Annotated in this window: 29 protein-coding genes; 17 read left to right on the top strand and 12 right to left on the bottom strand. The window is 74.4% G+C overall.

Annotation, left to right across the window (positions count from 1 at the left end):
• Window positions 1-110 precede the first annotated feature (110 nt).
• Complete coding sequence (locus tag EDD39_RS06020; RefSeq protein ID WP_244256617.1) at window positions 111-938, bottom strand: hypothetical protein; 828 nt, start codon at window positions 936-938, stop codon at window positions 111-113.
• Between the two features lie 230 nt (window positions 939-1,168).
• Between EDD39_RS06020 and EDD39_RS06015 the strand changes: the two genes are divergently transcribed.
• The 6 genes from EDD39_RS06015 (at window position 1,169) to EDD39_RS05990 (ending at window position 5,800) form a co-directional block, all read left to right on the top strand.
• Window positions 1,169-1,867: an ATP-binding protein gene (locus tag EDD39_RS06015; protein ID WP_162869949.1), complete on the top strand. Its 699-nt coding sequence runs from the start codon at window positions 1,169-1,171 to the stop codon at window positions 1,865-1,867.
• Between the two features lie 158 nt (window positions 1,868-2,025).
• Window positions 2,026-3,264, top strand: a complete 1,239-nt coding sequence (locus tag EDD39_RS06010) for an MFS transporter (protein WP_123553765.1) — start codon at window positions 2,026-2,028, stop codon at window positions 3,262-3,264.
• A gap of 158 nt (window positions 3,265-3,422) precedes the next feature.
• Complete coding sequence (locus tag EDD39_RS06005; protein WP_123553763.1) at window positions 3,423-3,818, top strand: YciI family protein; 396 nt, start codon at window positions 3,423-3,425, stop codon at window positions 3,816-3,818.
• An 86-nt stretch (window positions 3,819-3,904) separates the two neighbouring features.
• Window positions 3,905-4,138 carry a hypothetical protein gene (locus EDD39_RS06000; RefSeq protein ID WP_148089394.1) on the top strand — a complete coding sequence of 78 codons (234 nt, stop codon included), beginning with the start codon at window positions 3,905-3,907 and terminating at the stop codon, window positions 4,136-4,138.
• A 57-nt stretch (window positions 4,139-4,195) separates the two neighbouring features.
• Window positions 4,196-4,819: a TetR/AcrR family transcriptional regulator gene (locus EDD39_RS05995; protein WP_123553759.1), complete on the top strand. Its 624-nt coding sequence runs from the start codon at window positions 4,196-4,198 to the stop codon at window positions 4,817-4,819.
• A 72-nt stretch (window positions 4,820-4,891) separates the two neighbouring features.
• On the top strand, window positions 4,892-5,800 hold the full coding sequence (locus EDD39_RS05990; RefSeq protein ID WP_123553757.1) for an alpha/beta hydrolase: 909 nt from the start codon (window positions 4,892-4,894) through the stop codon (window positions 5,798-5,800).
• Between the two features lie 106 nt (window positions 5,801-5,906).
• On the opposite strand, the gene EDD39_RS05985 is transcribed toward EDD39_RS05990, so the two are convergent.
• Window positions 5,907-6,140, bottom strand: a complete 234-nt coding sequence (locus tag EDD39_RS05985) for a DUF5302 domain-containing protein (RefSeq protein ID WP_123553755.1) — start codon at window positions 6,138-6,140, stop codon at window positions 5,907-5,909.
• A gap of 86 nt (window positions 6,141-6,226) precedes the next feature.
• Window positions 6,227-6,358, bottom strand: coding sequence for a hypothetical protein (locus EDD39_RS41920; protein WP_255358057.1), 132 nt, complete (start codon window positions 6,356-6,358; stop codon window positions 6,227-6,229).
• Between the two features lie 156 nt (window positions 6,359-6,514).
• Here EDD39_RS41920 and EDD39_RS05980 point away from each other — a divergent pair, with 156 nt between their 5' ends.
• A complete protein-coding gene (locus EDD39_RS05980) occupies window positions 6,515-7,336 on the top strand; it encodes an integrase (protein WP_123553753.1) in 822 nt (273 codons plus the stop codon).
• A 7-nt stretch (window positions 7,337-7,343) separates the two neighbouring features.
• Here the strand turns inward: EDD39_RS05980 and EDD39_RS05975 are convergent, their stop codons facing one another.
• Entirely contained in the window at window positions 7,344-7,892 is a 549-nt protein-coding gene (locus EDD39_RS05975) for a maltokinase N-terminal cap-like domain-containing protein (RefSeq protein WP_123553751.1), read from the bottom strand.
• Window positions 7,893-8,040: 148 nt separating this feature from the next.
• On the opposite strand from EDD39_RS05975, the gene EDD39_RS05970 reads away from it, so the two are divergent.
• Entirely contained in the window at window positions 8,041-8,901 is an 861-nt protein-coding gene (locus EDD39_RS05970) for a hypothetical protein (RefSeq protein ID WP_123553749.1), read from the top strand.
• 368 nt (window positions 8,902-9,269) lie between these two features.
• Here the strand turns inward: EDD39_RS05970 and EDD39_RS05965 are convergent, their stop codons facing one another.
• Together EDD39_RS05965 and EDD39_RS40650 are read right to left on the bottom strand one after the other, a co-directional pair.
• On the bottom strand, window positions 9,270-9,926 hold the full coding sequence (locus EDD39_RS05965) for a class I SAM-dependent methyltransferase (protein ID WP_123553747.1): 657 nt from the start codon (window positions 9,924-9,926) through the stop codon (window positions 9,270-9,272).
• A gap of 84 nt (window positions 9,927-10,010) precedes the next feature.
• Complete coding sequence (locus EDD39_RS40650) at window positions 10,011-10,187, bottom strand: excalibur calcium-binding domain-containing protein (protein WP_244256616.1); 177 nt, start codon at window positions 10,185-10,187, stop codon at window positions 10,011-10,013.
• On the opposite strand from EDD39_RS40650, the gene EDD39_RS40645 reads away from it, so the two are divergent.
• Window positions 10,165-10,602, top strand: coding sequence for a hypothetical protein (locus EDD39_RS40645; protein WP_162869948.1), 438 nt, complete (start codon window positions 10,165-10,167; stop codon window positions 10,600-10,602). The two genes, EDD39_RS40650 and EDD39_RS40645, sit on opposite strands and share 23 nt — an antisense overlap.
• Window positions 10,603-10,759: 157 nt before the next feature.
• Here the strand turns inward: EDD39_RS40645 and EDD39_RS05955 are convergent, their stop codons facing one another.
• Both EDD39_RS05955 and EDD39_RS05950 read right to left on the bottom strand, forming a co-directional pair.
• Window positions 10,760-11,719 (bottom strand): pirin family protein, encoded by a 960-nt coding sequence (locus tag EDD39_RS05955; RefSeq protein ID WP_123553745.1) that lies wholly within the window; start codon window positions 11,717-11,719, stop codon window positions 10,760-10,762.
• 125 nt (window positions 11,720-11,844) lie between these two features.
• Entirely contained in the window at window positions 11,845-12,333 is a 489-nt protein-coding gene (locus EDD39_RS05950; RefSeq protein WP_030459265.1) for an SseB family protein, read from the bottom strand.
• 213 nt (window positions 12,334-12,546) lie between these two features.
• Between EDD39_RS05950 and EDD39_RS05945 the strand changes: the two genes are divergently transcribed.
• Both EDD39_RS05945 and EDD39_RS05940 read left to right on the top strand, forming a co-directional pair.
• Window positions 12,547-14,376: an acyl-CoA dehydrogenase gene (locus tag EDD39_RS05945; protein WP_123553743.1), complete on the top strand. Its 1,830-nt coding sequence runs from the start codon at window positions 12,547-12,549 to the stop codon at window positions 14,374-14,376.
• A gap of 239 nt (window positions 14,377-14,615) precedes the next feature.
• A complete protein-coding gene (locus tag EDD39_RS05940; protein WP_123553741.1) occupies window positions 14,616-15,917 on the top strand; it encodes a M18 family aminopeptidase in 1,302 nt (433 codons plus the stop codon).
• Between the two features lie 52 nt (window positions 15,918-15,969).
• Here EDD39_RS05940 and EDD39_RS05935 read toward each other — a convergent pair whose 3' ends face one another.
• Window positions 15,970-17,790 (bottom strand): NHL domain-containing thioredoxin family protein, encoded by a 1,821-nt coding sequence (locus tag EDD39_RS05935; RefSeq protein ID WP_123553739.1) that lies wholly within the window; start codon window positions 17,788-17,790, stop codon window positions 15,970-15,972.
• A 114-nt stretch (window positions 17,791-17,904) separates the two neighbouring features.
• Here EDD39_RS05935 and EDD39_RS05930 point away from each other — a divergent pair, with 114 nt between their 5' ends.
• Entirely contained in the window at window positions 17,905-19,005 is a 1,101-nt protein-coding gene (locus EDD39_RS05930) for a hypothetical protein (RefSeq protein WP_123553737.1), read from the top strand.
• Window positions 19,006-19,011: 6 nt separating this feature from the next.
• Here the strand turns inward: EDD39_RS05930 and EDD39_RS05925 are convergent, their stop codons facing one another.
• Window positions 19,012-19,728, bottom strand: coding sequence for a phosphotransferase (locus EDD39_RS05925; protein ID WP_123553735.1), 717 nt, complete (start codon window positions 19,726-19,728; stop codon window positions 19,012-19,014).
• 178 nt (window positions 19,729-19,906) lie between these two features.
• Between EDD39_RS05925 and EDD39_RS05920 the strand changes: the two genes are divergently transcribed.
• The 3 genes from EDD39_RS05920 to EDD39_RS05910 all read left to right on the top strand — a co-directional run bounded on the left by EDD39_RS05920 (window position 19,907) and on the right by EDD39_RS05910 (window position 21,782).
• Window positions 19,907-20,698, top strand: a complete 792-nt coding sequence (locus EDD39_RS05920) for an aminoglycoside 3'-phosphotransferase (RefSeq protein ID WP_123553733.1) — start codon at window positions 19,907-19,909, stop codon at window positions 20,696-20,698.
• Between the two features lie 66 nt (window positions 20,699-20,764).
• Window positions 20,765-21,256, top strand: a complete 492-nt coding sequence (locus tag EDD39_RS05915; RefSeq protein ID WP_123553731.1) for an LURP-one-related/scramblase family protein — start codon at window positions 20,765-20,767, stop codon at window positions 21,254-21,256.
• Window positions 21,257-21,359: 103 nt separating this feature from the next.
• Entirely contained in the window at window positions 21,360-21,782 is a 423-nt protein-coding gene (locus tag EDD39_RS05910) for a DUF350 domain-containing protein (protein ID WP_030459257.1), read from the top strand.
• Between the two features lie 23 nt (window positions 21,783-21,805).
• Here EDD39_RS05910 and EDD39_RS05905 read toward each other — a convergent pair whose 3' ends face one another.
• Together EDD39_RS05905 and EDD39_RS05900 are read right to left on the bottom strand one after the other, a co-directional pair.
• Complete coding sequence (locus EDD39_RS05905; RefSeq protein ID WP_123553729.1) at window positions 21,806-22,399, bottom strand: GNAT family N-acetyltransferase; 594 nt, start codon at window positions 22,397-22,399, stop codon at window positions 21,806-21,808.
• 125 nt (window positions 22,400-22,524) lie between these two features.
• Entirely contained in the window at window positions 22,525-23,808 is a 1,284-nt protein-coding gene (locus EDD39_RS05900; protein WP_123553727.1) for an adenylosuccinate synthase, read from the bottom strand.
• A 126-nt stretch (window positions 23,809-23,934) separates the two neighbouring features.
• Here EDD39_RS05900 and EDD39_RS05895 point away from each other — a divergent pair, with 126 nt between their 5' ends.
• Window positions 23,935-24,750, top strand: coding sequence for a diacylglycerol kinase (locus EDD39_RS05895; protein ID WP_244256615.1), 816 nt, complete (start codon window positions 23,935-23,937; stop codon window positions 24,748-24,750).
• A gap of 193 nt (window positions 24,751-24,943) precedes the next feature.
• On the top strand, window positions 24,944-26,524 hold the full coding sequence (purF, locus tag EDD39_RS05890; RefSeq protein ID WP_030918473.1) for an amidophosphoribosyltransferase: 1,581 nt from the start codon (window positions 24,944-24,946) through the stop codon (window positions 26,522-26,524).
• The last annotated feature ends 22 nt before the right edge of the window (window positions 26,525-26,546 follow it).

The raw sequence follows: 26,546 nt of genomic DNA, 5'->3' as shown, positions 1-26,546 counted from the left end.
CGGCAGTGCGCGTCGGCACGCGGGGAGGTGCGGGAGACTCGGCCGGCCCGCTCACGGCGCGGGCACGGCGGCAGCGGCGCGCGCCCGAGCCCCGGTCCTCCCGGGCCCGATCAGCGCGCGAACGCCACCGCGGGCGGTCCCCGGCGCGGCAGGCTGTGCCGCAGCGCCGCCGCCACCGGCAGCGGCCAGTCCTCCGGGCGCGCGGCCCGGCGCGGCGCGGCCGGGCGCCCGGTGCCCAGCAGCAGCGCCGTCAGCAGCGCCACCGCGGTCCGCACCGGCGCCGCCCACTCCCGGGCGGTCAGCGCGGCCGTCCGCACCAGCCGCCACAGCGCGGCCTCGCCGCGCCGCAGCCACCAGCCCGCGACCAGCGCCGCCGCCAGGTGGCCCAGCAGCATGCCGGGGGTCATCCCCAGCCAGCCGGACGCGTGCGGCGCGGCCGCCGCGACCACCGCCTGCGGGTCCAGGCCCGCGGCGCTCACCACCTGCTCCGGCGTGGTGTCCAGCGGGACGACGGTCAGCCCGTTGCCGGGAGCGTCGTCGCACAGCAGCCGGCCCGCGGCCACCACCAGCGGATCCATGGAGCTGTTTCCGGCCATCTGCGCGTGCGCCGCCGCCGGGCCGCTGCCCAGCCCGCTCCCGAAGAAGTGGAACAGCAGGTGCAGGCCCAGCTGCCCGGCGCCCAGCGCGGCCGCGATCGCCCCCGTCGAGCGCTCCCGCCGGCCGGCCAGCGCCGCCGCCGCGCACACCGCGGCGAACCCCGGCACCAGCGTGTCCGGCGCCACCGCACCGCCCGCCCGGACGTGCCCGAAGGCCGCCACCAGCGTGCACACCAGCGCGAACGGCACCGCCCGCAGCAGCCGCAGGTCCCAGGCGGCCGTCGGCACCCGTCCAGCGGGCACGGCGGCGCCCCGGCGGGCGGCGGCGGTGGGGTCAGTCATGGCCGGGCCATCATCTCACCGCCTACACCCCGCTCCGGGGCAGGGGCCGGGACCCGCCCGGAATGGCGGGAAACCGACCGGCGCGCGGATCCGCCCGAGCGCTGATCGGCACACCCGACGGGGCGGGTCCATCCGCCGAACGGGCGGCCTTCGCCCGTGCGGACGGTTCACCGCGCACGGCCGAGGAGATAGCTAGTTGTATGTGGAGCCGCAGCCAGGAGGGAACTCCCGTGGACATCTGGTGGACTCTGCACCTCAAGCGCGACCCGGCCAGCGTGCCGCTCGCCCGCCGCATCCTGCTCGGCGCCATGGACTCCGCCGGAGTCGATCCGCAGGTCGCCTTCGACCTCGGCCTCGCCCTCACCGAGGCCTGCGCCAACGCGGTCGAGCACGCCGCTCCCGCCCACCCCGGGGACACCTTCCAGGTCACCGCCTCGCTCAGCGGCGACCTGCTGCGGATCGAGGTCGCCAACACCAGCCCGGCCGCCGCCCCGGCCCTCGCCCCGGCCCCGGCCGAGCGCCCCGCCACCGCCACCGCCACCGCCACCGCCACCGCCGAGCGCCCGGCCCCGCGCCCGGCCGCGCCGCGCCGCCCCGCCGCCGACCGGCCCGCCCCGCGCTGCCGCACCCGCCGCGGCCGGGCCTCCGTCCCGGCCCGGGTGCTCACCGCCCGCCGCCCCGCCGCCCCGGACCGCCCCGCCCCCTACGACACCCACGTGCTGCCCCCGCTGCGCCCCGCCCTGCCGGCCCCCGCCGCCGACACCCTCCCCGACCTGGACGCCGAGTGCGGCCGCGGCCTGTTCCTGATCCACGCCCTGGCCGACCGGGTCCAGCTGCGCACCCACCCGCTGCGCGGCGCCACCGTCAGCTTCGACAAGGTCCTCACCCCGGGCCCGGCCGCCGCCGCGCTGCTGCGCACCGCCTCCTGACCCGGCGGCGGGCCGCCCGTTCGTGCCCGACCCCGCCTCGTCCCGGCCTCTTCCCCGTCTCGTCCCCGCCTCGTCCCCGGGCGTCTCACGCTCCGAAACCCGCTGGCGGAGCGTCCGCTGCCTCCGGCTAAGGTCTAGACCTTCCATCGGAGGGGACCATGACCACCACAGCCGCGGAGCCGGCCTCCGCAACCCGTCGCGCGCTGTCCCGGATGGGCAACGCCCTCCAGGGGCGGGACTTCCGCATCTGGTTCTACGGCCAGCTGACGTCCGCGTCCGGCGGGCTCGCGCAGGGCGTCGCCATGTCCTGGATGATCCTCGAACTCACCCACAACGCCGTCTGGTTGACCGTCCAGACGGCCTGCGCCTGGGGCCCGACGCTGCTCCTCGGCCCGTGGGCCGGTGCGCTGGTCGACCGCTCGGACCGGCGCCGCCTGCTGATGGTCACCCAGAGCCTGATGATGGCCGTCAGCGTGCTCCTGGCGCTGATCGCCGCCTTCGGCGGGATCCGGCTGTGGGTGCTTCTGGTGCTCGCCACCTGCACCGGGCTGATCACCACCGTCGACTCCCCGGCCCGGCAGGTCTTCGTGGTCGACCTGGTCGGCTCCGGGGCGGTGGCCAGCGCCGTCGGCCTCTGGGAGGTCGCGCTCAACGCCTCCCGGGTGATCGGCCCCAGCATCGCCGGCGCGCTGCTCGCCACCAGCGGCCCCGCGTTCTGCTTCGCCTTCAACGCGCTCGCCTACACCGCCCCGATGATCGCCCTGATCAAGCTCCGCCCGGCCGGCGGCGCCCCGCGCCGCGGACCGGCCGGCGGGCCGAAGGCCAAGGCCCGCGAGGGGCTCTCCTACGCCTGGCGCTCCCCGCTCATCCGCGGCCTGCTGCCGATGTCCGCCGCCAGCGGCCTGATCTTCGCCATGGGACTCACCCTCCCGCCGCTGGTCAGCTACGCCCTGCACCGCGGCGGCGGCGGGTACGGCCTGCTGATGGCCGCGTTCGGCGTCGGCGGCCTGCCCGGCGCCCTGCTGGCCGCCGCCGCGCCCGAACCCACCCCGCGCCGGGTGCGCACCCTGGCCCTGGCCACCTCGGTGGCGATCCTGGCCACCGCGCTCTCGCCGAACATCTACGTCGCGGTGGTCGGCCTGGCCGCCGTCGGCCTCACCTCGATCTGGTTCATCGCCACCGCCAACACCCTGGCCCAGCTGCGCTCCGCCCCCGAGATGCGCGGCCGGGTGATGTCCCTGTGGGGCAGCGCGATGACCGGCACCCTCCCGATCACCGGCCTCGCCGTCACCTTCGTCGCCCAGCACGTCGACGCCCGGATCGGCTTCTCGCTCTCCGGCGCCGCCCTGCTGCTGGCCACCCTGGCGGCCTGGCGGGCGCTGCGCCCGGCCGACTGACCCGGGCCGGGGTCCGGGCCGGGTCCGGGCCCGGTCCACAAGGGATCCAGAGCGGATCCGGACCGGATCCGGACCGGACGGAGCCGGGATGTCGAGAACGGCGGCCCGGCTCCGACCCGGGTGCGGAAGACCGCGAACCGCACCGTGAGGAGCCCGCCGTGACGTACCTGCTGCAACTGCACTTCAGTCAGCTCGACACCGCCGTCCCGCCGATCCCGGCCTGGGAGGCCGCGGCGCTCGCCGAGCACGTCGGGTACATGCGGCGGGCGGTGGCCGAACTGACCGCCGGCGGCGAGCTGCTGGAGGCCCGCGGCCTGGCGATGCCGGAGACCGCCCGGATCGTCCGAGCCACCGGCGGGGCGCCCGCCGTCAGCGGCGGGCCGTTCCCGGACGGCAAGGAGTTCCTGTTCGGCTGGTGGCTGGTCGACTGCCCGCCGGAGCGGGCGGTCGAGCTCGCGGCCCGGCTCTCCGCCGCGCCCGGGCCCGACGGGAAGCCGATGAACATGCCGGTCGAGGTCCGCGAGGTGCTGCCGGAACCCCCGGCCGAGGGCTGAGCGGGCCGGGCCGGTCCGGGCCGGTCCGGGCGCGCCGCCCGCGGCGCGAATTGCCGGGCCGGTCCGGGCGGCGGACCATGGTGATCATGAATCACCAGATGCGCGCCGAGACCGACCCGACCGGTGCCACGGACTCCGTGGTCAGCTGGCACATCGTCCGCGACGCGAACCTCACCGCCCTGTGCGGCAAGGAACTCGTCGACGGCGCCCCCGTCCAGGACGCCACCCGCTGGACCCTGGACCCCGACCACAACTGCCACACCTGCGGGGCGCTCTTCCTCCGCGAGACCCCGTACCTCCCGGACGAGCACACCGGCTGACGGCGGCCCCGGCGTACCCTGGCGGGTGCCCTGACCCGTCCCGCCGGAGGTGCTCCCGTGGTCATCGACTCCGCCACCGACGGCCGGGTCCAGCGCGGCAACGAGACCCGGCGGGCGGTGCTCGGCCGGGCCGTGCAGACCGCCTCGGTCGAGGGCCTGGAGGCGCTGTCGATCGGCCGGCTGGCGACCGACCTGGGGCTGAGCAAGAGCGGCGTGTTCGCCGCCTTCGGCTCGAAGGAGGAACTGCAGCTGGCGACCGTCCGGGCGGCCCGGCGGATCTTCCACGACCGGGTGGTCACCCCCGCCCTCGACCGGCCGGCGGGGGCGGCCCGGCTGCTGGCGCTGTGCGAGCACTGGCTCGACCACTCGCGGAACCGGGTCTTCGCGGGCGGCTGCTTCTTCTACTCGGTGACGGCCGAGTTCGACGCCCGGCCCGGCCCGCTGCGGGACGTGCTGGCCGAGTCGGCGCTGGAGTGGGAGCACCTGGTGGCCGACCTGGCCCGGGCGGCCGGCGCGGCCGGCGAACTGCCGGCGGGCACCGACCCGGAGGAGCTGGCCCTGCTGCTCACCGGTCTGCTGGAGAGCACGAACAGCCTCGCGGTGCTGCACGACGACCCGTCCCGCTACGACCGGACGCTGCGGACCGTCCGCCGCCTGCTCGGCCTCCCCGCGACCGGATGACCGAACCCCCTCGGGCCGGGCCGCCGCCCACCCCTCCAAGACTGTACGAACGGTCGCGCTAATATCTCGTCCATGGCAGCTACCGCACTCGTGCGCACCGCGCTGAACGCCACCTCCCGGATCGCCACCGCCCCGCCCGGCCGGGTGGCCTTCGAGCTCTTCCGGAACCCGCTCCTGCGCGGCCGGGTCCGCCCCGCCGAACGCGACCTGCACGAGCGCGCCACCACCGGGGAACTGGTGGTCAACGGCAAGCGGGCGCGGGTCTACCACTGGGGCGACGGCCGCCGCCCGGTGCTGCTGGTGCACGGCTGGCGCTCCCGGGCGTCCCGCTTCACCCCGTACGTGCGCGGGCTGCTCGACCTCGGGCTGAGCCCGGTCGCCTTCGACGCGCCCGGCCACGGCGACTCCGCGGGGCGGGCCACCACGATCCTGGAGTACCGCGAGCTGATCGGCCGGCTCGCCGAACGGCACGGCCCGTTCGAGGGCGCCGTCGCGCACTCCTTCGGCACCTGCTGCACCCTGCTGGCGATGGCCGAGGGCGTCCCCGTCGGGCGCCTGGTCGCCGTCGCCGGAGTCGCCGAATTCGCCTACCTGGTGGACGGGTTCAGCACCGTCCTGGGCCTGAACGACCGCCTCCGGGCGGACCTCGTCCGGCGGATCGAACGCGTCCTGCTGCCCGGCGCCGGGGACATCTGGCAGCGCTTCGACGCCACCCGCCGCCCCGAACTGGTCACCGCGCCGATCCTGGTGGTGCACGACGAGGACGACGACGTCGTCCCGCTCCGCCAGGCGCACCTGCTGCGCGCCGCGTACGGCGAGCGGCAGCTGCGCCTGCTCACCACCCGGGGCCTGGGCCACAGCCGGGTGCTGGTCGAACCGGCGGTGGTCGACAACGCGCTGGCCTTCCTCACCGCACCGCGGCCACTGGCGCTGGAACTCGCCCGGGTGCCGGCCGGTCCCGCCGCGCTGCCGGCCGCCTGACGGGACGCCGGGAGGACGTGACGGCGCGTCGGGAACGCCGGACGGCCGGCCCCGCGCGGTGGGCGCGGGACCGGCCGTCCGGGACTTCCGGCGGGCGGGCGGCCGGTCAGCCGCCGCTCTTGCGGCGGAAGGTGCGCTTGCCGCCGGCCGCGCCGTGGGCGCCGTGGATCTTCGAGTCGCCGCCGGGGCCGCCGGCCGAGCCGCGGTTCCCGTTGCCCTTGCGCTGCAGCGCGGCCAGGAACTTGGCCTTCTGGTCCTCCGGGGCGGCCTCGGTGCCGGCGTCGGCGTCGGTGGCGGCCTCCGGCGCGGGCTCGGCGGCCGGGGGGGTGTCGCTGCTCATTCGGGTCCTCCTGGACGGGAGCGGGTGTTACTAGGAGCACACCCTGCCATGCCGACCGGGGGTGCTGTCAGCCGATATCGCCCCCGTCAGCCCCGGCGCGCCGCGCCGTGCGGGTGCGTCCGCTCGTCGCGGTACTGCAGGCCGCCCATCATGAACAGCAGGGTGAGGACCGGGAAGCCGATCGAGGCGATCACCAGGACGAAGAACTGCCAGACCATGGGGTGCTCCTGTTGCCGGGGCCGGCGGCCGGGGGCCGGGCCGGGGGACGCTGCGACTGATTGGCATACCTTCGCACCATTATGTCCGAATCATCCGTGAAGGGATCACGGTCGCCCCCCTGTTCGGGGCCGGGCCCCGGCCGCAGACTGGTGGGCATGCGGGTAGAGCTGGCAGTCGACGCGCGCCGCCCCGACCGGGCCAACGAGGACTTCGCGGCCGCCACCCCGGAGGCCCTGGTCCTCCTCGACGGCTCCAGCGCCCCGGACACCCTCCGGTCCGGCTGCACCCACGGCATCGCCTGGTACGTCCGCCGCCTCGGCGTCCACCTGCTCACCAGGCTCACCGACCGCCCCGACCGCCCGATGGCAGACTGCCTGGCCGACGCCATCGCCGAGACCGCCGCCCTGCACGGCGGCACCTGCGACCTCGCCAACCCGGCCACCCCCGCCGCCATGGTGGTCGCCGCCCGGCTGCGCGGCGACACCCTGGAGTACCTGGCGCTCGGCGACTCCCTGCTGGTGCTCCACCTCAAGGACGGCCCGCCCCGGGTGATCGGCGACAACCAGCGCTTCCCCGGCGGCGAGGCGCTGCGCCGCCAGATCTGGTCCACCGTCCCGGGCACCGCCGAACGCGCCGCGCTCTACCTGCGGTACGCGATCGCCGTCCGGGCCGCCCGCAACACCGGCCGCGGCCCGTGGATCGCCGCCGCCACCCCGTACGCCGCCCAGCACGCCGAGACCGGCGCCGTCGCCCGCACCGACCTGCACGGCGTGGCCGCCCTCTCCGACGGCGCCGCCCGCTACACCGACCGCCTGGAACTCGGCAGTTGGGCCGACGCCCTCCGCCTGCTCGCGGAGGACGGCCCCGCCGAACTGATCGCCCAGGTCCGGGCCGCCGAACGCAGCGACGCCGCCTGTCTGCGCTGGCCCCGCGGCAAGGCCCACGACGACGCCGCCGCGCTCTACGCCCGGCTCTGACCCGCCGTCAGCCCCGGCCGTCCGCCACGAACACCGCCCGCCGCACCGACCCGTCCGGCGCGGTGTACCCGGCCACCACCTCGCCCGCCGCGGGCTCCCCGGCCGGCTCCAGCACCCGGCGCACCACCGGCACGGCCCCGCCCGCCACCGGCGCCACCGCCACGCCCTCGTCCACCGCGTCGCTCTCGCTCTGCATCTGCGGCACCGCCTCCCCGTGCAGCAGCCGCGCCAACTGCTCCCGCACCACCGGGTCCTGCGCCCCGTCGTAGAACCAGCGCTTGCCCAGCACCCCGTGCTCCGCCGTCCCGATCAGCGCCCCCTCCGGCGCCCCCTCCAGCGGAGCCGCCCGGTACGCCATCGGCACCAGGTAGGCGTCCCGCCCGTCCGCCACCACCATCAGCTCGATCCCCACCTCGCCCGCCGGGTCGTCCAGCCGGAACCCGCCGGCCCGCACCAGCTCCCCGCCCCCCGCCCGGAACCACTCCTGCTCCGGCAGCCACCCCGCCAGCAGCTCCAACTTGCCCGGCTCCAAAGTGGTGCGGTGAATCGTCGCCATGCCGTCCTCCGGTTCGGTAGTTGACCGTCGCTCCTCCCAACCCCCGCCCCACGCCCCCGATTCCCCACCACCGCCCGATTCCTCACCCCCTCGACCCGCGCACCCCGGGCGGTAGCGTGGCGGTCGGAACGGACCAGGGGAGGACGGCGTGGGGATCAAGCAGGTCGGCGAGGGGGCCGGGCGGCGGGCCGGGGCCGCGCTGGGGTCGGTGTCGGGGGCCGTGTCGGGAGCGGTGGCCTCGGCCCGGGCCAGGGCCGGCTCGGACTGGGCGCGGCGGGCGCTGGAGACGCACCCGAAGCCGGGGGTGCCGCTGACGGAGGAGTGGGAGGTCTCGCTGGCCGGGCTGGTCGGCCGGCTCCCGCACGTCCCGGGCCCGGCGGTACGGCTGCTGCACCTGCTGGACGGCCTCGGCCAGGTCGCGGTCGGCCCCGAGGAGCTCGGCTTCGACGGGGAGTCGGTGGCCTGGGGCAAGGTGCTGGAGATCCGCTGCCACAGCACCGTCGACCTGCTGCCGGACGTGGTGGTCGAGCGCGAGGTGGACCGGATCCGCGAGTTCCTGCCGCCCGTCCCCGGCCGCAAGTGGCTGGTCACCAGGGCCGCCGAGGCGCTGCTCACCGTCGCGCTGGCGGCGACCGCCGCCGCCGAGCGGCAGGAGCGCTCGCTGCCCTGCGAGATCGTCGCCAAGAACCTGATCGGCCGTCCGAAGAACCTGGCCGGCGGCCTGTTCGCCGCCTCCGCGCTCACCCTGATCCCGGAGGCGGGCGAGGCGGTGCTGGCCGCCGCCCGCGAACGCGGCATCCCGGTCACCGTCGTCGACGACCCGATGACCGGCCTGCACGCCGAGCGCGCCGCCCAGCTCCGCGGCGCCACCGACCGCCTCACCGAGGCGCTGCGCCGCCTGCGCGCCGCCGACCCCGGAGCCGAGTCCGGGCCCGACCCGGACAAGGCCGCGGCGGGCGCCGCCGTGCTGGCCGAACTCGACCTGCCGCCCGCCGCGGAGCCGACCTGAGCCCCGGTCAACTGCCTTCCGCTGCACGGCAGGACGGGCCGGTCGGCGCGGCCGTGCCGGTGCACACCGCCGTCCCCGGCCCGGCGGGGCCGGTCGGTCAGCGGGTCACGGAGAAGGGCGACTGCACGGGCCCGTCCTTCGCGCCGTCGTAGTCGGTGCCGACGACGGTCAGCCGGCCCGCGACGTCCACGATGCCGCCGGGGCGGCGTCCGGTACAGCCGCCGACCGGATCCGGCCGCGTACTCCTAGGAGCTCAACTCGTCGTGTCCGCGCATCCGCCCCTCCGGCTGCTCACCCCTGTCACCCGTTCCCGATCCGCGGGCCCGCCGGAAGGTTGAGCCCGGAACGCGGAAAGGCCCGCCCGGCGGCTACGCCCCGCGGCCGCCCGGGGCGTGGGCGAAGGCGTGCAGCCAGGTCAGGTCGCGGTGGCCGGGGCCGTAGCGCTCCGCCTCGTGGGAGCGCTCGACGGCCGCGACCCGGAAACCGGCGCCCTCCAGCAGGGCGGTGACGCCGGCCGCGGACTGGTAGCGGTAGAACCGGGACGCGTCGCTGCTGAAGCGTTCGACGACCTCCTCCTCGCCCTCGCCCTCCTTGAACCCGGCGAACAGCGCCCCGCCGGGCACCAGCACCCGGCGGAACCCGGCCAGCGCCGCGCTCACGTCGTGGTCCTTCAGGTGCAGCAGCGTGGCCTGGCACCAGATCCCGGCGAAGTGCCCGTCGGGGAAGTCCAGCCGGCGGGCGTCCATGACCCGGAACGGCAGCTCCGGGTGCCGCTCGGCGGCCCGGGCCACGAACGCGGCCGACAGGTCCACTCCCTGCGCCCGCAGCCCCCGCGCGGCGAGCAGCCCGGTGTCCCGCCCGAACGCGCAGCCGACGTCCAGCACCCGCCCGGCCGGGTCGGGCAGCATTCGGACGAACGCGTCCAGTTCGGCCTCCGGCAGCATCCCGGCGGTCGCCCGCTCGTAGCGCCCCGGATCCCGGTCGTACGCCCGGATGGTGCCGCTCAGGTAGTCGTCCTCCGGCATCCTCGCCGCCCCTTCCCCCGCCTCCGCCCGGACCGTCCGCCCGGCACCCTCCGAACGCCCCCGCCCCCCACCGGGTTCCGCCCGCTACTTCTCGCAGGCGACCCCGTCCCCGTCCCGGTCGAGCGCGGAGCGGTAGCCCGGCTCCCCCCGGTGCAGCGGTGCGGCGCCGGCGGCCTTCGCCTCGGTGCAGTTCTTGTAGTACGCGGCGGCCTGCTCGGTGGTCCGGGCCGGTTCGGGCGTGCTCTCGGCCTCGGTCTGCACGGGCTCCGGCGCCTCCGGGGTCGGCGTCGGCGTCGGTGTCGGACTGGGCGTCGGCTCCGGCGTGGGCGTGGGCGTGGGCGTCGGGCTCGGCGTCGGAGTGGGCGTCGGCTCCGGCGTGGGGCTGTCGCTCGCCACCGGGCTCGGCGAGGCCGTGGTGGCCGCGGGCGCGGGCGCGGCGTCCTTCTTGTCCGGCCCGAAGATCGCCGCGAGCCAGAAGACCGACATCACCGCGCACCACACCACCAGCAGCACCTTCACCCCCCGGTGCAGCCGCCTCGACCGCCACGCCATCACCCCGGCCACCGGCGGCAGGAAGAGCAGCAGCGCGATCCGCGCCACCCGGTTCCCCGTCGTCCGCTGCTCCGGCCTGGTCGATGGCGCCTGGTACGGGTTCACAGGTGTGTTCCTCGGGTGATCGGATGTGAATGAGACGTGATCATCCTCGTCCGCCGCCCTGCCCCCGTGCCCCGGGTTCGCTCCGGTCGTGACCGAACCGGAAGCAAACCGTCCGACGGCACGGCGACGCCCGGCCCCCGGGAGCGGGGCCGGGCGTCGCGGTGGTGCCGGGAGGGTCAGTTCTCGTCGGCGGGGACGGTGCCGAGGCGGCCGGCCTGGAAGTCCTCCATGGCCTGCTGGAGCTCGCGGTGGCTGTTCATCACGAACGGGCCGTACCAGGCGACGGGCTCGCGGATCGGGAGGCCGCCGAGCAGGACGAACTCGAAGGTGGCGGAGCGCGAGTCCTGCTTCTCGTCGGCGCGGACGGTCAGGCTGTCGCCGTCGCCGAAGACCACGGCCTGGCCGGTGCGGAACGGCCGCCGCTCCTCGCCCGCCGAGCCGCTGCCGGCCAGGCCGTACGCGAGGGCGTTGAAGTCCGCGCGCCAGGGCAGGGTGAGCTGCGCGCCGGGGGTGAGCGAGACGTGGGTCATGGTGATCGGCGTGTGGGTGGCGCCGGGCCCCTGGTGGCCGTCGAGCTCGCCGGCGATGACGCGGATCAGCGCGCCGCCGTCCGCCGAGGTGAGCAGCTTGACGCTGCCGCCGCGGATGTCCTGGTACTTGGGGGTGATCATCTTGTCCGCGGCGGGCAGGTTGACCCACAGCTGCAGGCCGTGGAACAGGCCGCCGGACATCACCAGGGACTCCGGCGGGGTCTCGATGTGCAGCAGGCCGGAGCCGGCCGTCATCCACTGGGTGTCGCCGTCGGTGATGACGCCGCCGCCGCCGTGCGAGTCACGGTGGATGAAGGTGCCGTCGATGATGTAGGTGACGGTCTCGAAGCCGCGGTGCGGGTGCCAGGGGGTGCCCTTGGGCTCGCCGGCCTCGTAGTCCACCTCGCCCATCTGGTCCATCATGATGAACGGGTCGAGGTACTTGGTGTTGATCTTGGCGAAGGCGCGGCGGACGGGGAAGCCCTCGCCCTCGTAGCCCTCGGGGGCGGTGGCCACGGTGAGGACCGGCCGGGCGGTGCTGTGCACCGGGTCGGGGGTGGTGACGCGCGGCAGGGTCAGCGGGTTCTCGACGGTCACGGCGGGCATGTCGGCCTCCTTCGGCGGGTCTGTGGCCTGTGTCCACCACAGTAGTTCAATGCTCAACCACTCGCAAGGTTGAACGTTGAACTATTGGCGCGCATTCCCGCCCGAGGGGAAACGGGGGGAGGGGGTCAGCCGTACATCCGGCGCATGGTGAAGTCCACCATCTGCTCGACCGCGCGGGCGTCGAACACCATCCGGTGCTCGCCCTCCATGTCGAGGGCGAAGCCGTACCCGGTGGGCAGCAGGTCGAGGACCTCGGCGCCGGTGACCGAGAAGTGCTTGGACTCCTTGCCCGCGTACCGCTTCAGCTCCTTGAGCGAGCTGAACATCGGGATCACCGGGGTCGGGGTGTTGTGCAGGGCCAGGAAGCCGGGGCGGTCGCCGCGCGGGCAGTACACCTTGGAGGTGATGAAGATGGCCTGGAAGTCCTCCACCGGCATCGCGCCGGTGGTGAAGGCGCGCACCGCGTCCGCCAGCGAGGGCGGCGAGGGTTCGGGGTAGAGCGACTGCTGGGCGGCCTGCGGGTCGCCGTACCCGGGGCCGGGCATGCCGGACATCCCCTGCTGCATCTGCTGCTGGTAGGGGTCCTGGTAGGCGCTCTGCTCGTAGCCGTACACGGGGACAAGGCTATCGGGCCGCGCCCCGCTTGGGGGCGGGTGATCCGCACAATCCCGGGCCGGGGGCCATTGTGGGACGTGACCACGTTCATACCCTGGTGACGTCCAGGGGCTTGAACAAGTTACCAACCGGTAGCATCATGGGGCGTACTGGTGGGTAAGCGGTGCGCCGGAAGCGGCCGCCCGTGGAGCAGACGAACCGGAGAAACGGTCATGGGTCACTACAAGTCCAACCTGCGGGACGTGGAGTTCAACCTCTTCGAGGTGTTCGGCCGCGACCAGGTGTACGGCACCGGTCCGTTCGCCGAGATGGACGTCGACACCGCGAAGAACATCCTCAGCGAGATCGCCCGGCTGGCCGAGAACGACCTCGCCGCCTCGTTCGTCGACGCCGACCGCAACCCGCCGGTGTTCGACCCGGAGACCAACACCGCTCCGATCCCGGAGACCTTCAAGAAGAGCTACCAGACCTTCATGGACGCCGAGTGGTGGCGCCTGGGCATCCCGGAGGGCATCGGCGGCCAGGTCACCCCGAACTCCCTGGTCTGGGCGTACGCGGAGCAGGTGCTCGGCGCCAACCCGGCGATCTGGATGTACTCCTCCGGCCCGGCCTTCGCCGGCGTCGTCCACGACGAGGGCACCGAGGAGCAGCAGAAGGTCGCCCAGCGCATGGTCGAGGGCCTGTGGGGCGCCACCATGGTGCTGACCGAGCCGGACGCCGGCTCCGACGTGGGCGCCGGCCGCACCAAGGCGGTCAAGCAGGAGGACGGCTCCTGGCACATCGAGGGCGTCAAGCGCTTCATCACCTCGGGCGAGCACGACATGTCCGAGAACATCATCCACCTGGTGCTGGCCCGCCCCGAGGGCGGCAAGCCGGGCACCAAGGGCCTGGGCCTGTACATCGTGCCGAAGTTCGACTTCGACTGGGAGACCGGCGAGCTCGGCGAGCGCAACGGCGTCTACGCCACCAACGTCGAGCACAAGATGGGCCTCAAGGCGTCCAACACCTGCGAGATGACCTTCGGCGCCAAGCACCCGGCCAAGGGCTGGCTGCTCGGCGAGACCGTCGACGGCATCCGCCAGATGTTCAAGATCATCGAGTTCGCCCGGATGATGGTCGGCACGAAGGCCATCGCCACCCTGTCCACCGGCTACCTGAACGCGCTGGAGTACGCCAAGGAGCGCGTGCAGGGCGCCGACCTCGCGCAGTTCATGGACAAGACCGCGCCGCGCGTCACCATCACCCACCACCCCGACGTGCGCCGCTCCCTGCTGACCCAGAAGGCGTACGCCGAGGGCATGCGCGCCCTGGTGCTCTACACCGCCTCGGTGCAGGACGACATGCTGGCCGCCCGCCTGCGCGGCGAGCACGACGCGGCCGCCGAGCGCCTGAACGACCTGCTGCTGCCGATCGTCAAGGGCTACGGCTCGGAGAAGTCCTACGAGCAGCTCGCCCAGTCCCTGCAGACCTTCGGCGGCTCCGGCTACCTGCAGGAGTACCCGATCGAGCAGTACATCCGGGACGCCAAGATCGACACCCTGTACGAGGGCACCACCGCCATCCAGGGCCAGGACTTCTTCTTCCGGAAGATCGTCAAGGACGGCGGCCAGGCGCTGACCGCCGTCAACGAGCAGATCACCAAGTTCCTGGCCACCGGCGAGGGCGGCGCCGAGCTGGCCGCCGAGCGCGACCTGCTGGCCAAGGCCGCGGGCGACCTGGAGGCCATCGTCGGCAAGCTGATCGCCGACCTGTCGGCCGTCGAGGCCGACGTCAAGAACATGTACAAGGTGGGCCAGAACACCACCCGCCTGCTGCTGGTCTCCGGCGACGTGGTGGTCGGCTGGCTGCTGCTGCGCCAGGCCGCCGTCGCACTGGCCAAGCTGGAGGCCGGCGCCTCCGAGAAGGACGTCCCGTTCTACCGGGGCAAGGTCGCCGCCGCGAAGCACTTCGCCCGCACCGTGCTGCCGACCACCGCCGCGCAGCGCCAGATCGCCGAGAACATCGACAACGAGCTGATGGAGCTGGCCGAAGAGGCGTTCTGACCCGGCGTCCGGCCCAGGACCGCCTGACCCACCCTCACCCCGCGGGGCCCGGTACTGCACCGGGCCCCGCGGTGTCGTTCCGGGCCCCGCGCGGCGTCCTCCGTGGCGCTGGGTCGCGGCCCGTTCACCGTTGTGTCACCGTTGCGGACTTGCCGCGGCCCTGTCCGTGTACGGGCATATGCTCAGGGGGCGGACCCGCAACCCCAACCGGCCCGCCCCGCCCTCTACCCAGGAGCAAAATGTCGACCGCCGCCCGAACGGCCCACTTCGACCGGAAGCACACGGACGACCTCATCGCCTTCCTCGCCGCCTCCCCCTCGCCTTACCACGCGGTGGCGAGCGCGGCCGAGCGGCTGGAGCGGGTCGGCTTCCGCCGGGTCAGCGAGACGGACGCCTGGGACGGCGGCAGCGGGGGCCGCTACCTGGTGCGCGGGGGCGCGCTGGTCGCCTGGTACGTGCCGGAGAACGCGACGGCCGCCACCCCCTACCGGGTGGTCGGCACCCACACCGACTCGCCGAACCTGCGGGTCAAGCCCGTCCCCGACACCAGCTCGGCCGGCTGGCGGCAGGTCGCCGTGGAGATCTACGGCGGCGTCCCGCTCAACACCTGGCTCGACCGGGACCTCGGGCTCTCCGGCCGGCTCGCGCTGCGCGACGGCACCACCCGGCTGGTGCACCTGGACGAGCCGCTGCTGCGCGTCCCGCAGCTGGCCATCCACCTCGACCGCGGGGTCAACGACGGCCTCAAGCTCGACCGCCAGCGCCACCTGACGCCGATCTGGGGAATCGGCGGCACCACCGAGGGCGCCCTGCTCGAGTACGTCGCGGACAAGGCCGGCCTGGCCGCCGCCGACATCGCCGGCTGGGACCTGATGGCGCACGACGTGCAGCCGCCCGCCTACCTGGGCCGCGACCGCGAACTGCTGGCCGGGCCCCGGCTGGACAACCAGCTGTCCGTGCACGCCGCCACCGCCGCGCTGGCCGCCGTCGCTGAGGCCGGCGGCGAACTCCCGTACATCCCGGTGCTGGCCGCCTTCGACCACGAGGAGACCGGCAGCGAGTCCGACACCGGCGCGCAGAGCCCGCTGCTCGGCAACGTGCTGGAGCGCTCCTGCCACGCCCGCGGCGGCAGCTTCGAGGACCGCGCCCGCGCCCTGGCCGGCACCGTCTGCCTGTCCTCCGACATGGGCCACGCCGTGCACCCCAACTACAGCGAGCGGCACGAGCCCGGCCACCACCCGATGCCCAACGGCGGCCCGATCCTCAAGGTCAACGTCAACAACCGGTACGCCACCGACGGCGTCGGCCGGGCGGTGTTCGCCGCCGCCTGCGAGAAGGCCGGCGTGCCGTGGCAGTCCTTCGTCTCCAACAACGCGATGCCCTGCGGCACCACGATCGGCCCGATCACCGCGGCCCGGCTCGGCATCACCACCGTGGACTGCGGCATCGCCGCGCTGTCCATGCACTCCGCCCGCGAGCTGTGCGGCGCCGAGGACCCGCACTACCTGGCGAGCGCGATCAAGGCGTTCCTGGAGGGCTGAGCAGCCCACCGGACGACGGGGGCGGGCCCGCGGGCCCGCCCCCGTCCGCGTCTCACTCCATCCCGGCCAGCACCAGCGGCAGCCGGCCCGCGCCGCCCGCCACCAGCCGCACCGGCACGCCCCAGTCCTGCTGGTGCACGTGGCAGGCCGGGTACTCGATCTCCGGGTCGTCGTCGCAGGACGCCGCCATCGCCGAGACGTGCAGCACGCCCTCGGCGACCTCGTCGGAGAGCACCAGCTCGCGGCTCAGCGCGCTGTCCGCGCCCGCGCCCGACACCAGCAGCTCCGGCGGGGTCGCGCTGACCAGCAGCCGGGTCGACGGGCCGTAGCGCTCGTCCAGCTTCTGGCCGGTCGGCGCGGAGAACACCACGTCCAACCGCAGCGCCCCCGGGGCGACCTCGGTGGCGGCCCGCCGCGTGCGGTGCGCGACCGCCTCCACCCGGACCGCCTCCTCGGGCAGCCGCAGCCTGGTCAGCCGGTGCCGGGCCGACTCCACCACCACGATGTCGCCGTCCACCACCACCGCGCCGGACGGCTCGCGCAGGTCGGTGGCCAGCGTGCTGACCTCGCCGGACGCCGGGTCGTAGCGGCGCAGCGCGTGGTTGTAGGTGTCGCTGACCGCCACCGAGCCGTCCGGCAGCACGGTCACGCCCAGCGGGTGCTGCAGCAGGGCCTGTCCGGCCGCGCCGTCCCGGTGCCCGAAGTCGAACAGGCCGGTGCCGACGGCGGTTCGCACCTCGTGGGTTCCACGTGAAACCCAGCGCAGCGCGGAGGTCTCCGAGTCGGCCACCCACATCCGCTCGCCGTCCGCGGACACCGCCAGGCCGGACGGCTGGGCGAACCACGCCTCGTCGGCCGGGCCGTCCACCAGGCCCTCGTTGGTGGTGCCCGCCGCGACGGCGACCGTCCCGGCCGCCGGGTCGAAGGACCACAGCTGGTGCACGCCCGCCATGGCGATCCACACCCGGCCGTCGAAGAACGCCACGTCCCACGGCGAGGACAGGTCGACCTCGCGGGCCGCTCCCGAGGTCGGCGAACCCTGCCACCACTGCTTCCCGGTGCCCGCCAGCGTGGTCACGCTGCCGTCCGCCAGCCGCACCCCGCGCAGCGCGTGGTTCACGGTGTCGGCCACCACCACGTCGTAGCCCAGGCCGAGACCCTCCGGCACCAGCGCCAGGCCCTGCGGCTCGCTGAACCGCGGCGCGGCCCCGTCCACCAGCCCGCGCACCCCGTCGCCGATCCGCCGCAGCACCGTCTCGCCGTCCGCGTCCAGCTCCACCAGCGCGTGGTGCCCCGAGTCCGCGACCAGGTAGTGCCCGTCCGGCAGCCGCACCGCCTTCCCCGGGAACCGCAGGTCGCCCGCCTCCGGCTCGGGCGCCACGTACGGCCCGTCGCCGCGCCGCAGCGTCCCCTTCGCCGCGTGCTCCGCCTCCAGCTCCTCCACCAGCTTGGCGATCGCGTGCGCGTGCCCCTCGCCCGCGTGCTGGGCGACCACGTACCCCTCCGGGTCGATCACCACCAGCGTCGGCCAGGCCCGCACCGCGTACTGCTTCCACGTCACCAGCTCCGGGTCGTCCAACACCGGATGGTGCACCTCGTACCGGGCCACCGCGTCCACCACCGCCCGGTGGTCCGCCTCGTGGACGAACTTCGGCGAGTGCACGCCGACGATCACCACGGTGTCCCGGTGCTTCTCCTCCAACTCCCGGAGCTCGTCCAGGACGTGGAGGCAGTTGATGCAGCAGAAGGTCCAGAAGTCCGCGATCACGATCTTGCCGCGGAAGTCCACCAGCGACAGGTCCTTGCCGCCGGTGTTCAGCCATCCGCCCTTGCCCACCAGTTCGGGGGCGCGGACGCGTGCACGAGAAGTCATGCCCCAAGTGAACCTCATCGCGCGGCGGGAGCCCGCCGGGCGGGCGGTGAGGGCGGGAGGGGCGGTTTCCGGGGCGGGCACGGGTCTGGCACGGGTCTGGCACGATCTCCCGCCGTGGGAAGAGAGCTGCGGCGCTGGAAACTGGTCGGCCGGATCCACCGGGGCGTCACTGCGGCGGTGCTCGTGGTGATGTTGGTCCCGCGGACGGGGGACGGCCCGGGACGGCTGCTGCCGGCCGCGGCCGGGGCGCTGGTGGGCGCGTTCGTCTCCGACTGGCTCTCGGCGGGCTACCTGGCCGGGCCGGGGCGGCTGTTCGGGCTGGGCTCCGGCGGCTGGACGTTCGGGGTCGGCGCGCCGGTCCGCAGTTCGGTGGGGCGGCGCGGGCTGTGGCAGCTGCGGCGGATCCCGCTGCCGGCGCTGCGTCCGACGTCCCTCACCGCCGGGCCCGCGCTGACTCCGGGACGGCTGGTGTCGGCCCTGCTGCTGTTCCTGGGGACGGTGGTGCTGGGTTCGCAGCTGCTGGCCCTGGCGGGCGGGGGCTTCGGCCGGCTCGCCGAGGCGACGTGCCTGCTGGGCGCGGTGGGGCCGATGCTGCTGACGGCCACCGTGTACGCGGGACCGGTGGGCGAACCGGGGGACCCGGCGGTCTGGGAGGTGCTGTCGGCGCTGCAGCGCGACGTCGCCGAGGGCCGCCGCCTGCTGGACGCGCTGCCGCCCTCCACCGACGCCGCGGCCACCGCGGAGGCCGTGCGGAGCGTGCTGCTCGCCGAGGGCCGCTACCGCGAACTCGCCGGTCCGGCACAGGAGTCGGCCGCCGGCGGGAACGCCGTCGCCGTCCTGCTGCACGCCCGGGCGCCGGCCTACCTGGACGAGACCGGCGCCGCCGACGACGCCGACCGCGAGGCGTTCGCCGTCCTGTACGCCGCCGCCCGCCGACTGCCGCGCGCCCTCCGGGCCGGCAGCGACCTGGAGGCGCTGCACGAACTCGCCCTGGGCCGCACCGGATCGGCGATCGACGAGGCCCGGTCGGCCGCCGCCGTCGGCAGCGTCCCGCTGCGCCGCGGCATGGCGTACGCGACCCTGGCGCCGGCCCTGCACCGCGCGGGCCGCCCGGAGGAGGCCCGGGCCGCGCTGGAGTCGGCCCGGCGGACCGGGCCGGTGACTGCCCGGCTGGAGTTCCTGACCGAGCTGGTCGGCACCCCCGCGGAGGTCTGATCCCGCTCAGTCCGCGCGGGCCGCGCAGTCGCGGACCAGGGCGACGGCCGCGTCCAGGCGGGCGTGGTCGGCGGGGCCGAGGGTCGGGTTGGCGGCGCGGCGGGCCCGGGCCGCGGCCAGCTGGTGGTCGGGGACGGGCGGCAGGGCGCGCAGCAGCGGGACCAGGATCGCGGGGGCGAGGGCGGCGAACTCGGGCATGCCGAGCATGGCCTGGGCGAGGACGACGGCGCTCATCGCGGCGTCCAGGGCGGGATCGCCCTCGGTGGCGGTGTTCCAGTCGATGACGACCGGCCCGCGGGCGGTGAGCAGCACGTTCTCGGGGTGCAGGTCGAGGTGCAGCACCCGGTCGCCGGGCCGGGCGGCGGTGCGCGGCGGGACGGCGTGCAGCCGGCGCAGCAGGTCGGCGAGCAGCTGCCCGGCGGCGGCGGGCGCGAGCGCGCCGGTGGCGACGGCCTGCGCCAGGGTGGGGCCGTCCAGCCGTTCCATCAGCAGGTCGGTGGGCCGCTCGCCGGGCTGCGCGGCCGGTACGGGGTAGCCGTGCCCGGCGAGGTGCGCCATCAGCTCGGCCTCGCCCCGCGCGTCGGTCCCGTCGCGGTAGCGGCGCAGCACCCGCCCGTCGGGCAGCGCGAAGACGTCCGCGGTACGGCCGGTGCCGAGCAGCTCGCCCGCCCCCGTTTCCGCCCTCGCCCCTGGCCCGTCCGGGCCGCCGTTCCCCTCGGCCATGCCGACCTCCGTCTCCGGTCTCCCCGGCTCCCGTCCCCCGGCTCCGCCACCGGCCGGTAGCCGGTAGCCGGTAGTACGTCTAGTACGTCCGGCGCCCCGCCCCGGTTCCGTCCGCTCCCGTCCGGCCGCGCGCCGAAACCTGCATGACGCCGCCAGGCCCGCGCGCGACAATGGCCGGATGATCGCGTACGTGCCCGAGGACGATGTCGAAGTTCCGCCCGCCGTCGCCGAGTTGGCGGCCGGTGAGCCGGTCGTCGCGGTGTGGCGCAACGAGCTGCACGGCCTGACGTTCCGGCTCGGCGACGGCCCGGGCCGGCGGTTCGTGAAGTGGGCGCCGCCCGGCAGCCCGGCGGACTTCGCGGCGGAGGCCGAACGGCTGAGCTGGGCCCGGCGGTTCACCACCGTCCCGGAGGTGCTCGGCCTGGGCGGCGACGGCGAGGGCGGCCGCTGGCTGCTGACGGCCGGCCTGCCGGGCCGTTCCGCCGTCGACGAGCAGCTCAAGCGGGATCCGGCGACGGCCGTCCGGGCGATCGGCGAGGGCCTGCGGGCCTTCCACGAGGCGCTGCCGGTGGCCGGCTGCCCGTACGACTGGTCGGCGCCCGCCCGGGTCGCCCGGGCCGTCGAGCTGCGCCGCGACCCGGCCCACTGGCATCCGGACCTGCGCCACCACGGCAGCGTGGACCGGGCGTTGGCGGTGCTGGCCGACCCGCCGCCGGTGGACGTCGAGGTGGTCTGCCACGGGGACGCCTGCGCGCCCAACACCCTGGTCGGGGCGGACGGCCGCCCGTCCGGCCACGTCGACCTGGGCGCGCTCGGGACGGCCGACCGCTGGGCGGACCTGGCGGTGGCGTCCTGGAGCACGGTGTGGAACTACGGCCCGGGCTGGGAGCGTCCCCTGCTGGAGGCGTACGGGGTCGAGGAGGACGCCGGGCGCCTCGCGTACTACCGCCTGTTGTGGGACTTGACGTAGCCCCCGGTGGCACCATGGCGGGTGCCGCCCGACGGCGGGCCGGCGAGCAGACGAGGAGTCGGGGACATGGGTCGGAAGTTCGTGGTCAAGGAGCGCCTCTTCGCGGTCGGCGACGACTACTGGGTCGAGGACGAGCACGGCGAGAAGTGCTTCCTGGTGGACGGCAAGGTGCTGCGGATGCGCGACACCTTCGAGCTGCAGGACCCGGCGGGCAACACGGTCGCCACCATCCGGGAGAAGGTGCTGACCGTCCGCGACGCGATGAAGATCGAGAACGCCGACGGGGACGTGGTGGCGACCGTCCGCAAGAAGCTGTTCACCCCGTTCCACGACAAGTACCACGTGGAGCTGGAGAACGGCGGCGAGTACGAGATCCACGGCGACCTGATCGACAAGGAGTACACGGTCAAGGGCGACGGCCACCACCTCGCCGAGGTCTCCCGCAAGTGGTTCCGGATCCGCGACACCTACGGCGTGGAGATCGCCGACGGCGTCGACGTCCCGCTGATGATCGCCGTCGCGGTCTGCCTGGACCGCCTGGTCGAGCACAACGACTGAGCCGCGGCCGCCCGCGGCCCCCGGCCGCGCCCGCCCCGTGCGCTATGTTGTGCCGGTCCTCGGCACGGGGCCGGCGGCCGGACAGGCAGGAGGGGCGGGACGCATGAGCGACATCCTTCACCAGCTGGGATACGCGTCCGCGTACGGTGCGGTCGGGCTGGTCCTGCTGCTGCTCGGCGTGGTGCTGGTCGACGTGCTGACGCCCGGTGAGCTGCGCCGGCAGATCTGGATCGAGCGCAACCGGAACGCCGCCGTGGTGCTCAGCTCGGCGCTGCTGGCGATCGGCGCGATCGTGTTCACCGCGGTGATGTCGACCTACCAGGAGTTCGGCAAGGGCCTGGCGGCGGCGGCCGTGTTCGGGGTGTTCGGCCTGCTGCTGATGGCCGTCTCGTTCTGGGTGCTGGACCTGGTGACGCCGGGGAAGCTGGGCGAGCTGCTGGTCGACAGCGAGCCGCACCCGGCGGTCTGGGTGACCGCCTCCACCAACCTGGCCGTGGCCGCGATCGTCTCCGCCGCCATCTACTGACGCACCGGCGCCCCGCGGCGGGCTCAGCCGGCCGCCAGCCGCCCGGTCAGCCGGGCCTTGGCGGCGGGCCACTCGCCGGCCAGCATCGAGAAGTGCACGCTGTCGCGCCAACTGCCGTCCGGGCGCCGCTTGTTCCGCCGGAAGGTGCCCTCGTGGACGGCGCCGAGCCGCCGGATCGCGTTCTGCGAGCGCTCGTTGCGGTGGTCGGTCTGCCAGGACACCCGGCCCATGCCGAGCTCCTCGAAGGCGTGCGTCAGCAGCAGCAGCTTGGCCTCGGTGTTCACCGCGGTGCGCCACACCGCGCGGGCGTACCAGGTGCCGCCGATCTCCAGCAGTTCGTCCTCGGCGGCGGCGTCGTAGTAGCAGCTCATCCCGACCGCCCGCCCGCTGCCGACCGCCACCACCGCGAACGGGACGCAGTCCGGGTCGGCCAGCCGGGTGTCGACGACCGCCGCCATGTCCGCCTCGGTGCGCGGCATCGGGACGGGGATCCACCGCCACACCTCCTCGTCCCCGCCGCCGGCCGCGAACAGGTCGGGCACGTGGGCGCGGGTCAGCGGCTCCAGCCGGACGTGCCGGCCGGACAGGACGACGGGTGCGGGCAGCTTCGCGGTCATGCGCCCCACCGTAGGGCCAGCTTTGCACCAGTAGCAAGCCATATCTGCACTAGTGCAAACATCCCGGGCCGTGCGAAAGGCCCGGCACCCCCGCGGACGGGGACGCCGGGCCTGCCGCGGACGCCTTACAGGAAGGAGTTGACCTGGATGGTCTCGGTCCGGCCGGGGCCGACGCCGATCGCCGAGATCGGGGCGCCCGACATCTCCTCCAGCGCCTTCACGTACGCCTGCGCGTTCTTCGGCAGGTCGCCGAAGGTCTGCGCCTTCGAGATGTCCTCGCTCCAGCCGGGCAGGTTCTCGTAGACCGGCTTGGCGTGGTGGAAGTCCGACTGGTTGTACGGGAGTTCCTCGACCCGCTTGCCGTCGATCTCGTACGCCACGCAGACCGGGATCTGCTCCCAGCCGGTCAGCACGTCCAGCTTGGTGAGGAAGAAGTCGGTCAGGCCGTTGACCCGGGTCGCGTAGCGGGCGATCACCGCGTCGAACCAGCCGCAGCGCCGGTCGCGCCCGGTGGTGACGCCGCGCTCGCCGCCGATCCGGCGCAGCGCCTCGCCGTCGGCGTCCAGCAGCTCGGTCGGGAACGGGCCCGAGCCGACCCGGGTGGTGTACGCCTTCAGGATGCCGATGACCCGGTCGATCTTGGTCGGGCCGATGCCGGAACCGGTGCAGGCGCCGCCGGAGGTCGGGTTCGACGAGGTGACGAACGGGTACGTGCCGTGGTCGACGTCCAGCAGGGTGCCCTGGCCGCCCTCCAGCAGGACGACCTTGTTCGCCTTCAGCGCCTCGTCCAGGACCAGGGTGGTGTCGGCCAGGTACGGCTTGATCTTCTCGGCGTAGCCCAGGTACTCCTCGAGCACCAGCTCGGCCGGGATCGCGCGCCGGTTGTAGAGCTTGACCAGCAGCTGGTTCTTGTCGTGCAGCGCCGCCTCGATCTTCTGGCGCAGGATCGACTCGTCGAACAGGTCCTGGACCCGGATGCCGACGCGGTTGATCTTGTCGGCGTAGGCCGGGCCGATGCCGCGCCCGGTGGTGCCGATCCGCCGCTTGCCGAGGAAGCGCTCGGTGACCTTGTCCAGCGTCCGGTGGTACGGGGTGATCAGGTGGGCGTTGCCCGAGATCAGCAGCTTCGAGGTGTCGATGCCGCGCTCGTCCAGGCCCTTGAGCTCGGAGAGCAGCACGCCCGGGTCGATCACCACGCCGTTGCCGATCACCGGCACGACGTTGGGGCTGAGGATGCCGGAAGGCAGCAGGTGCAGGGCGTACTTCTGGTCGCCGATGACCACCGTGTGACCGGCGTTGTTGCCGCCCTGGTAGCGGACGACGTAGTCGACGGAGCCGCCGAGGAGGTCGGTGGCCTTCCCCTTGCCCTCGTCTCCCCACTGGGCACCAACGAGCACGAGTGCCGGCACAGGCGTACACCCCTTCCGGTTGGGGCATCCTGCGTAGACCGCAGTCTGGCCCGAGATGGACGAAGCCCCTGGCGCAATGGCGCAAGGGGCTCTTGCACCGAGAGATTACCTGAGGAAGGACCGGTCGTGTCGTCGCTGTCCACGCCCGTATCCCGCCCCCCGGACGACGCCGGGGCCCCCGGGCCGCTGCTGGTCCTGCTCGATCCGTCGGCCCGGGAGGCCGACGGCGAATCGGTGCGGATCGCCAAGGACGTGCTGTGCGGCGGTGCCGACGTCAAGGTCGCGCTGCCCGAGAGCCCGTCCGAACTCGACCGGGTGCTCGCCCACCGGGGCAGGCGCCGGGCGGTGGTGATCGGGTCCGACCAGGCGCTCCAGCGGGTGCTCCAGGCCCTGCACCGGCAACGGGAGTTGGACACCGACCCGGTCGGGCTGGTCCCGGTCGGCGGGCCGGTCGCCACCGCCACCGCCCGGCTGCTCGGCGTGCCCCCCGAGCCGGTCGCGGCCGCCCGCGCGGTGCTGGCCGGCGCCGCCCGCCGACTGGACCTGCTGCTCGACGACGGCGGCGGCGTGGTGCTCGCCGAAGTGCGCTTCACCGGCCCGCGCCAGGGCCGGACGGGTGGTTGGCGTTCGCTATGGGCGAAATTGGCTGCGGCCGAGCAGGCGAGCCCCACCGGACCGGAGGAACTGCGCATCGAGGCCGACGGCCGCCTGCTGGCCGACGTCCACCAGCGGGTGCGCCACCTGCGGGTGGCCATGGTCGACGGCGCGATGGAACTCGCCCTGGACCTCGACGGCCGCCCGCAGCGCCACCGGGCCGGCCTGCTCACCGTGGCCGGCCGCGACTTCGGCTACGAGGCCGACGGCTGCCCGGTCGGCCCGGTCCGGCACCGCACCTGGACGGTCCGCCCGGACTCCTGGCGGCTGCTGCTGCCCGCCGCCTGAGCGGCGGGCGGGTCCCGGTCACCCAGCGTGAGCAGGCTCACGTTCCGGTGGCCCGTCCACTGTGCGAAGCCCTGATGACAAGGGCGTGAAGGCAGCCGCCCGTTGTGCGAAAAACTGGTAAGCGGCGGTATCTACGCGCGTACCAGGAGGCTGCCATCAGGCCGTTCGCCCGGGCTGCCCTAGACTCGGAGACGTGCCACGTGGTGACGGACGACTCAACCACGACCTGCTCCCCGGCGAGAAGGGCCCCCAGGACGCTTGCGGCGTCTTCGGTGTCTGGGCTCCCGGCGAGGAGGTCGCAAAGCTCACGTACTTCGGCCTGTATGCCCTGCAGCACCGCGGACAGGAATCCGCGGGCATCGCAGTGAGCAACGGCTCCCAGATTCTCGTCTTCAAGGACATGGGACTCGTCTCCCAGGTCTTCGACGAGACCTCCCTGGGGTCGCTGCACGGGCATATCGCCGTCGGACATGCCCGCTACTCGACCACCGGGTCCTCGGTCTGGGAGAACGCCCAGCCGACCTTCCGCGCGACCGTTCACGGCTCGCTGGCCCTCGGCCACAACGGAAACCTGGTCAACACCGCCGAACTCGCGGCGATGGTCGCCGAACTGCCGGGCGAGGAGCACGTCTCCCGCTCCGGCCGGACCGCGGCCACCAACGACACCGACCTGCTGACCGCCCTGCTGGCCGGCCACCCGGACCTCTCCATCGAGGAGACGGCCCGCAAGGTGCTGCCGGACGTCAAGGGCGCCTTCTCGCTGGTCTTCATGGACGAGCACACGCTCTACGCCGCCCGCGACCCGCAGGGCATCCGCCCGCTGGTGCTGGGCCGGATCGAGCGCGGCTGGGTGGTGGCCTCCGAGACCTCCGCCCTCGACATCGTCGGCGCCAGCTTCATCCGCGAGGTGGAGCCCGGCGAGCTGATCGCCATCGACGAGAACGGCATGCGCACCTCGCGCTTCGCCGAGGCCAAGCCCAAGGGCTGCGTCTTCGAGTACGTCTACCTGGCCCGCCCCGACACCACCATCGCCGGCCGCAACGTGCACCTCTCCCGGGTGGAGATGGGCCGCAAGCTGGCCGCCGAGGCCCCGGTCGAGGCCGACCTGGTGATAGCGACCCCGGAGTCCGGCACCCCCGCCGCGATCGGCTACGCCGAGGCCAGCGGCATCCCGTTCGGCTCCGGCCTGGTGAAGAACGCCTACGTGGGCCGCACCTTCATCCAGCCGAACCAGACCATCCGCCAGCTCGGCATCCGGCTCAAGCTCAACCCGCTCAAGGAAGTCATCCGCGGCAAGCGCCTGGTGGTCGTCGACGACTCGATCGTCCGCGGCAACACCCAGCGCGCGCTGGTCCGGATGCTCCGCGAGGCCGGCGCCGCCGAGGTGCACATCCGGATCTCCTCGCCGCCGGTGAAGTGGCCGTGCTTCTTCGGCATCGACTTCGCCACCCGTGCCGAGCTGATCGCCAACGGCCTGTCGGTCGAGGAGATCGGCCGCTCGCTGGGCGCCGACTCGCTGGCCTACATCTCGATCGACGGGATGATCGAGGCCACCAAGCAGCCCAAGGACCAGCTCTGCCGGGCCTGCTTCGACGGCGAGTACCCGATGGAGCTGCCCGACCCGGCGCTGCTCGGCAAGCTCCTCCTGGAAGCGGAGATCGCAGGCGGCCAGGCCAAGCAGCCCGTCCGCGGCAGCAAGCAGACCAGCGACCTGGACGGCGTGCAGTCGCTGCTGGGCGGCGCCGGCGCGGCGGACGCGCTGCGACGCCCGTAACCGTGCGCAACGCCCCCGGCAC

Origin of the sequence: Kitasatospora cineracea (assembly GCF_003751605.1) — a bacterium.
In the GTDB taxonomy this organism is placed as follows: Bacteria; Actinomycetota; Actinomycetes; order Streptomycetales; family Streptomycetaceae; genus Kitasatospora; species Kitasatospora cineracea.
Note: the sequence above shows the minus strand (reverse complement) of the source record. Positions and strands in the feature narration are given on the sequence as shown.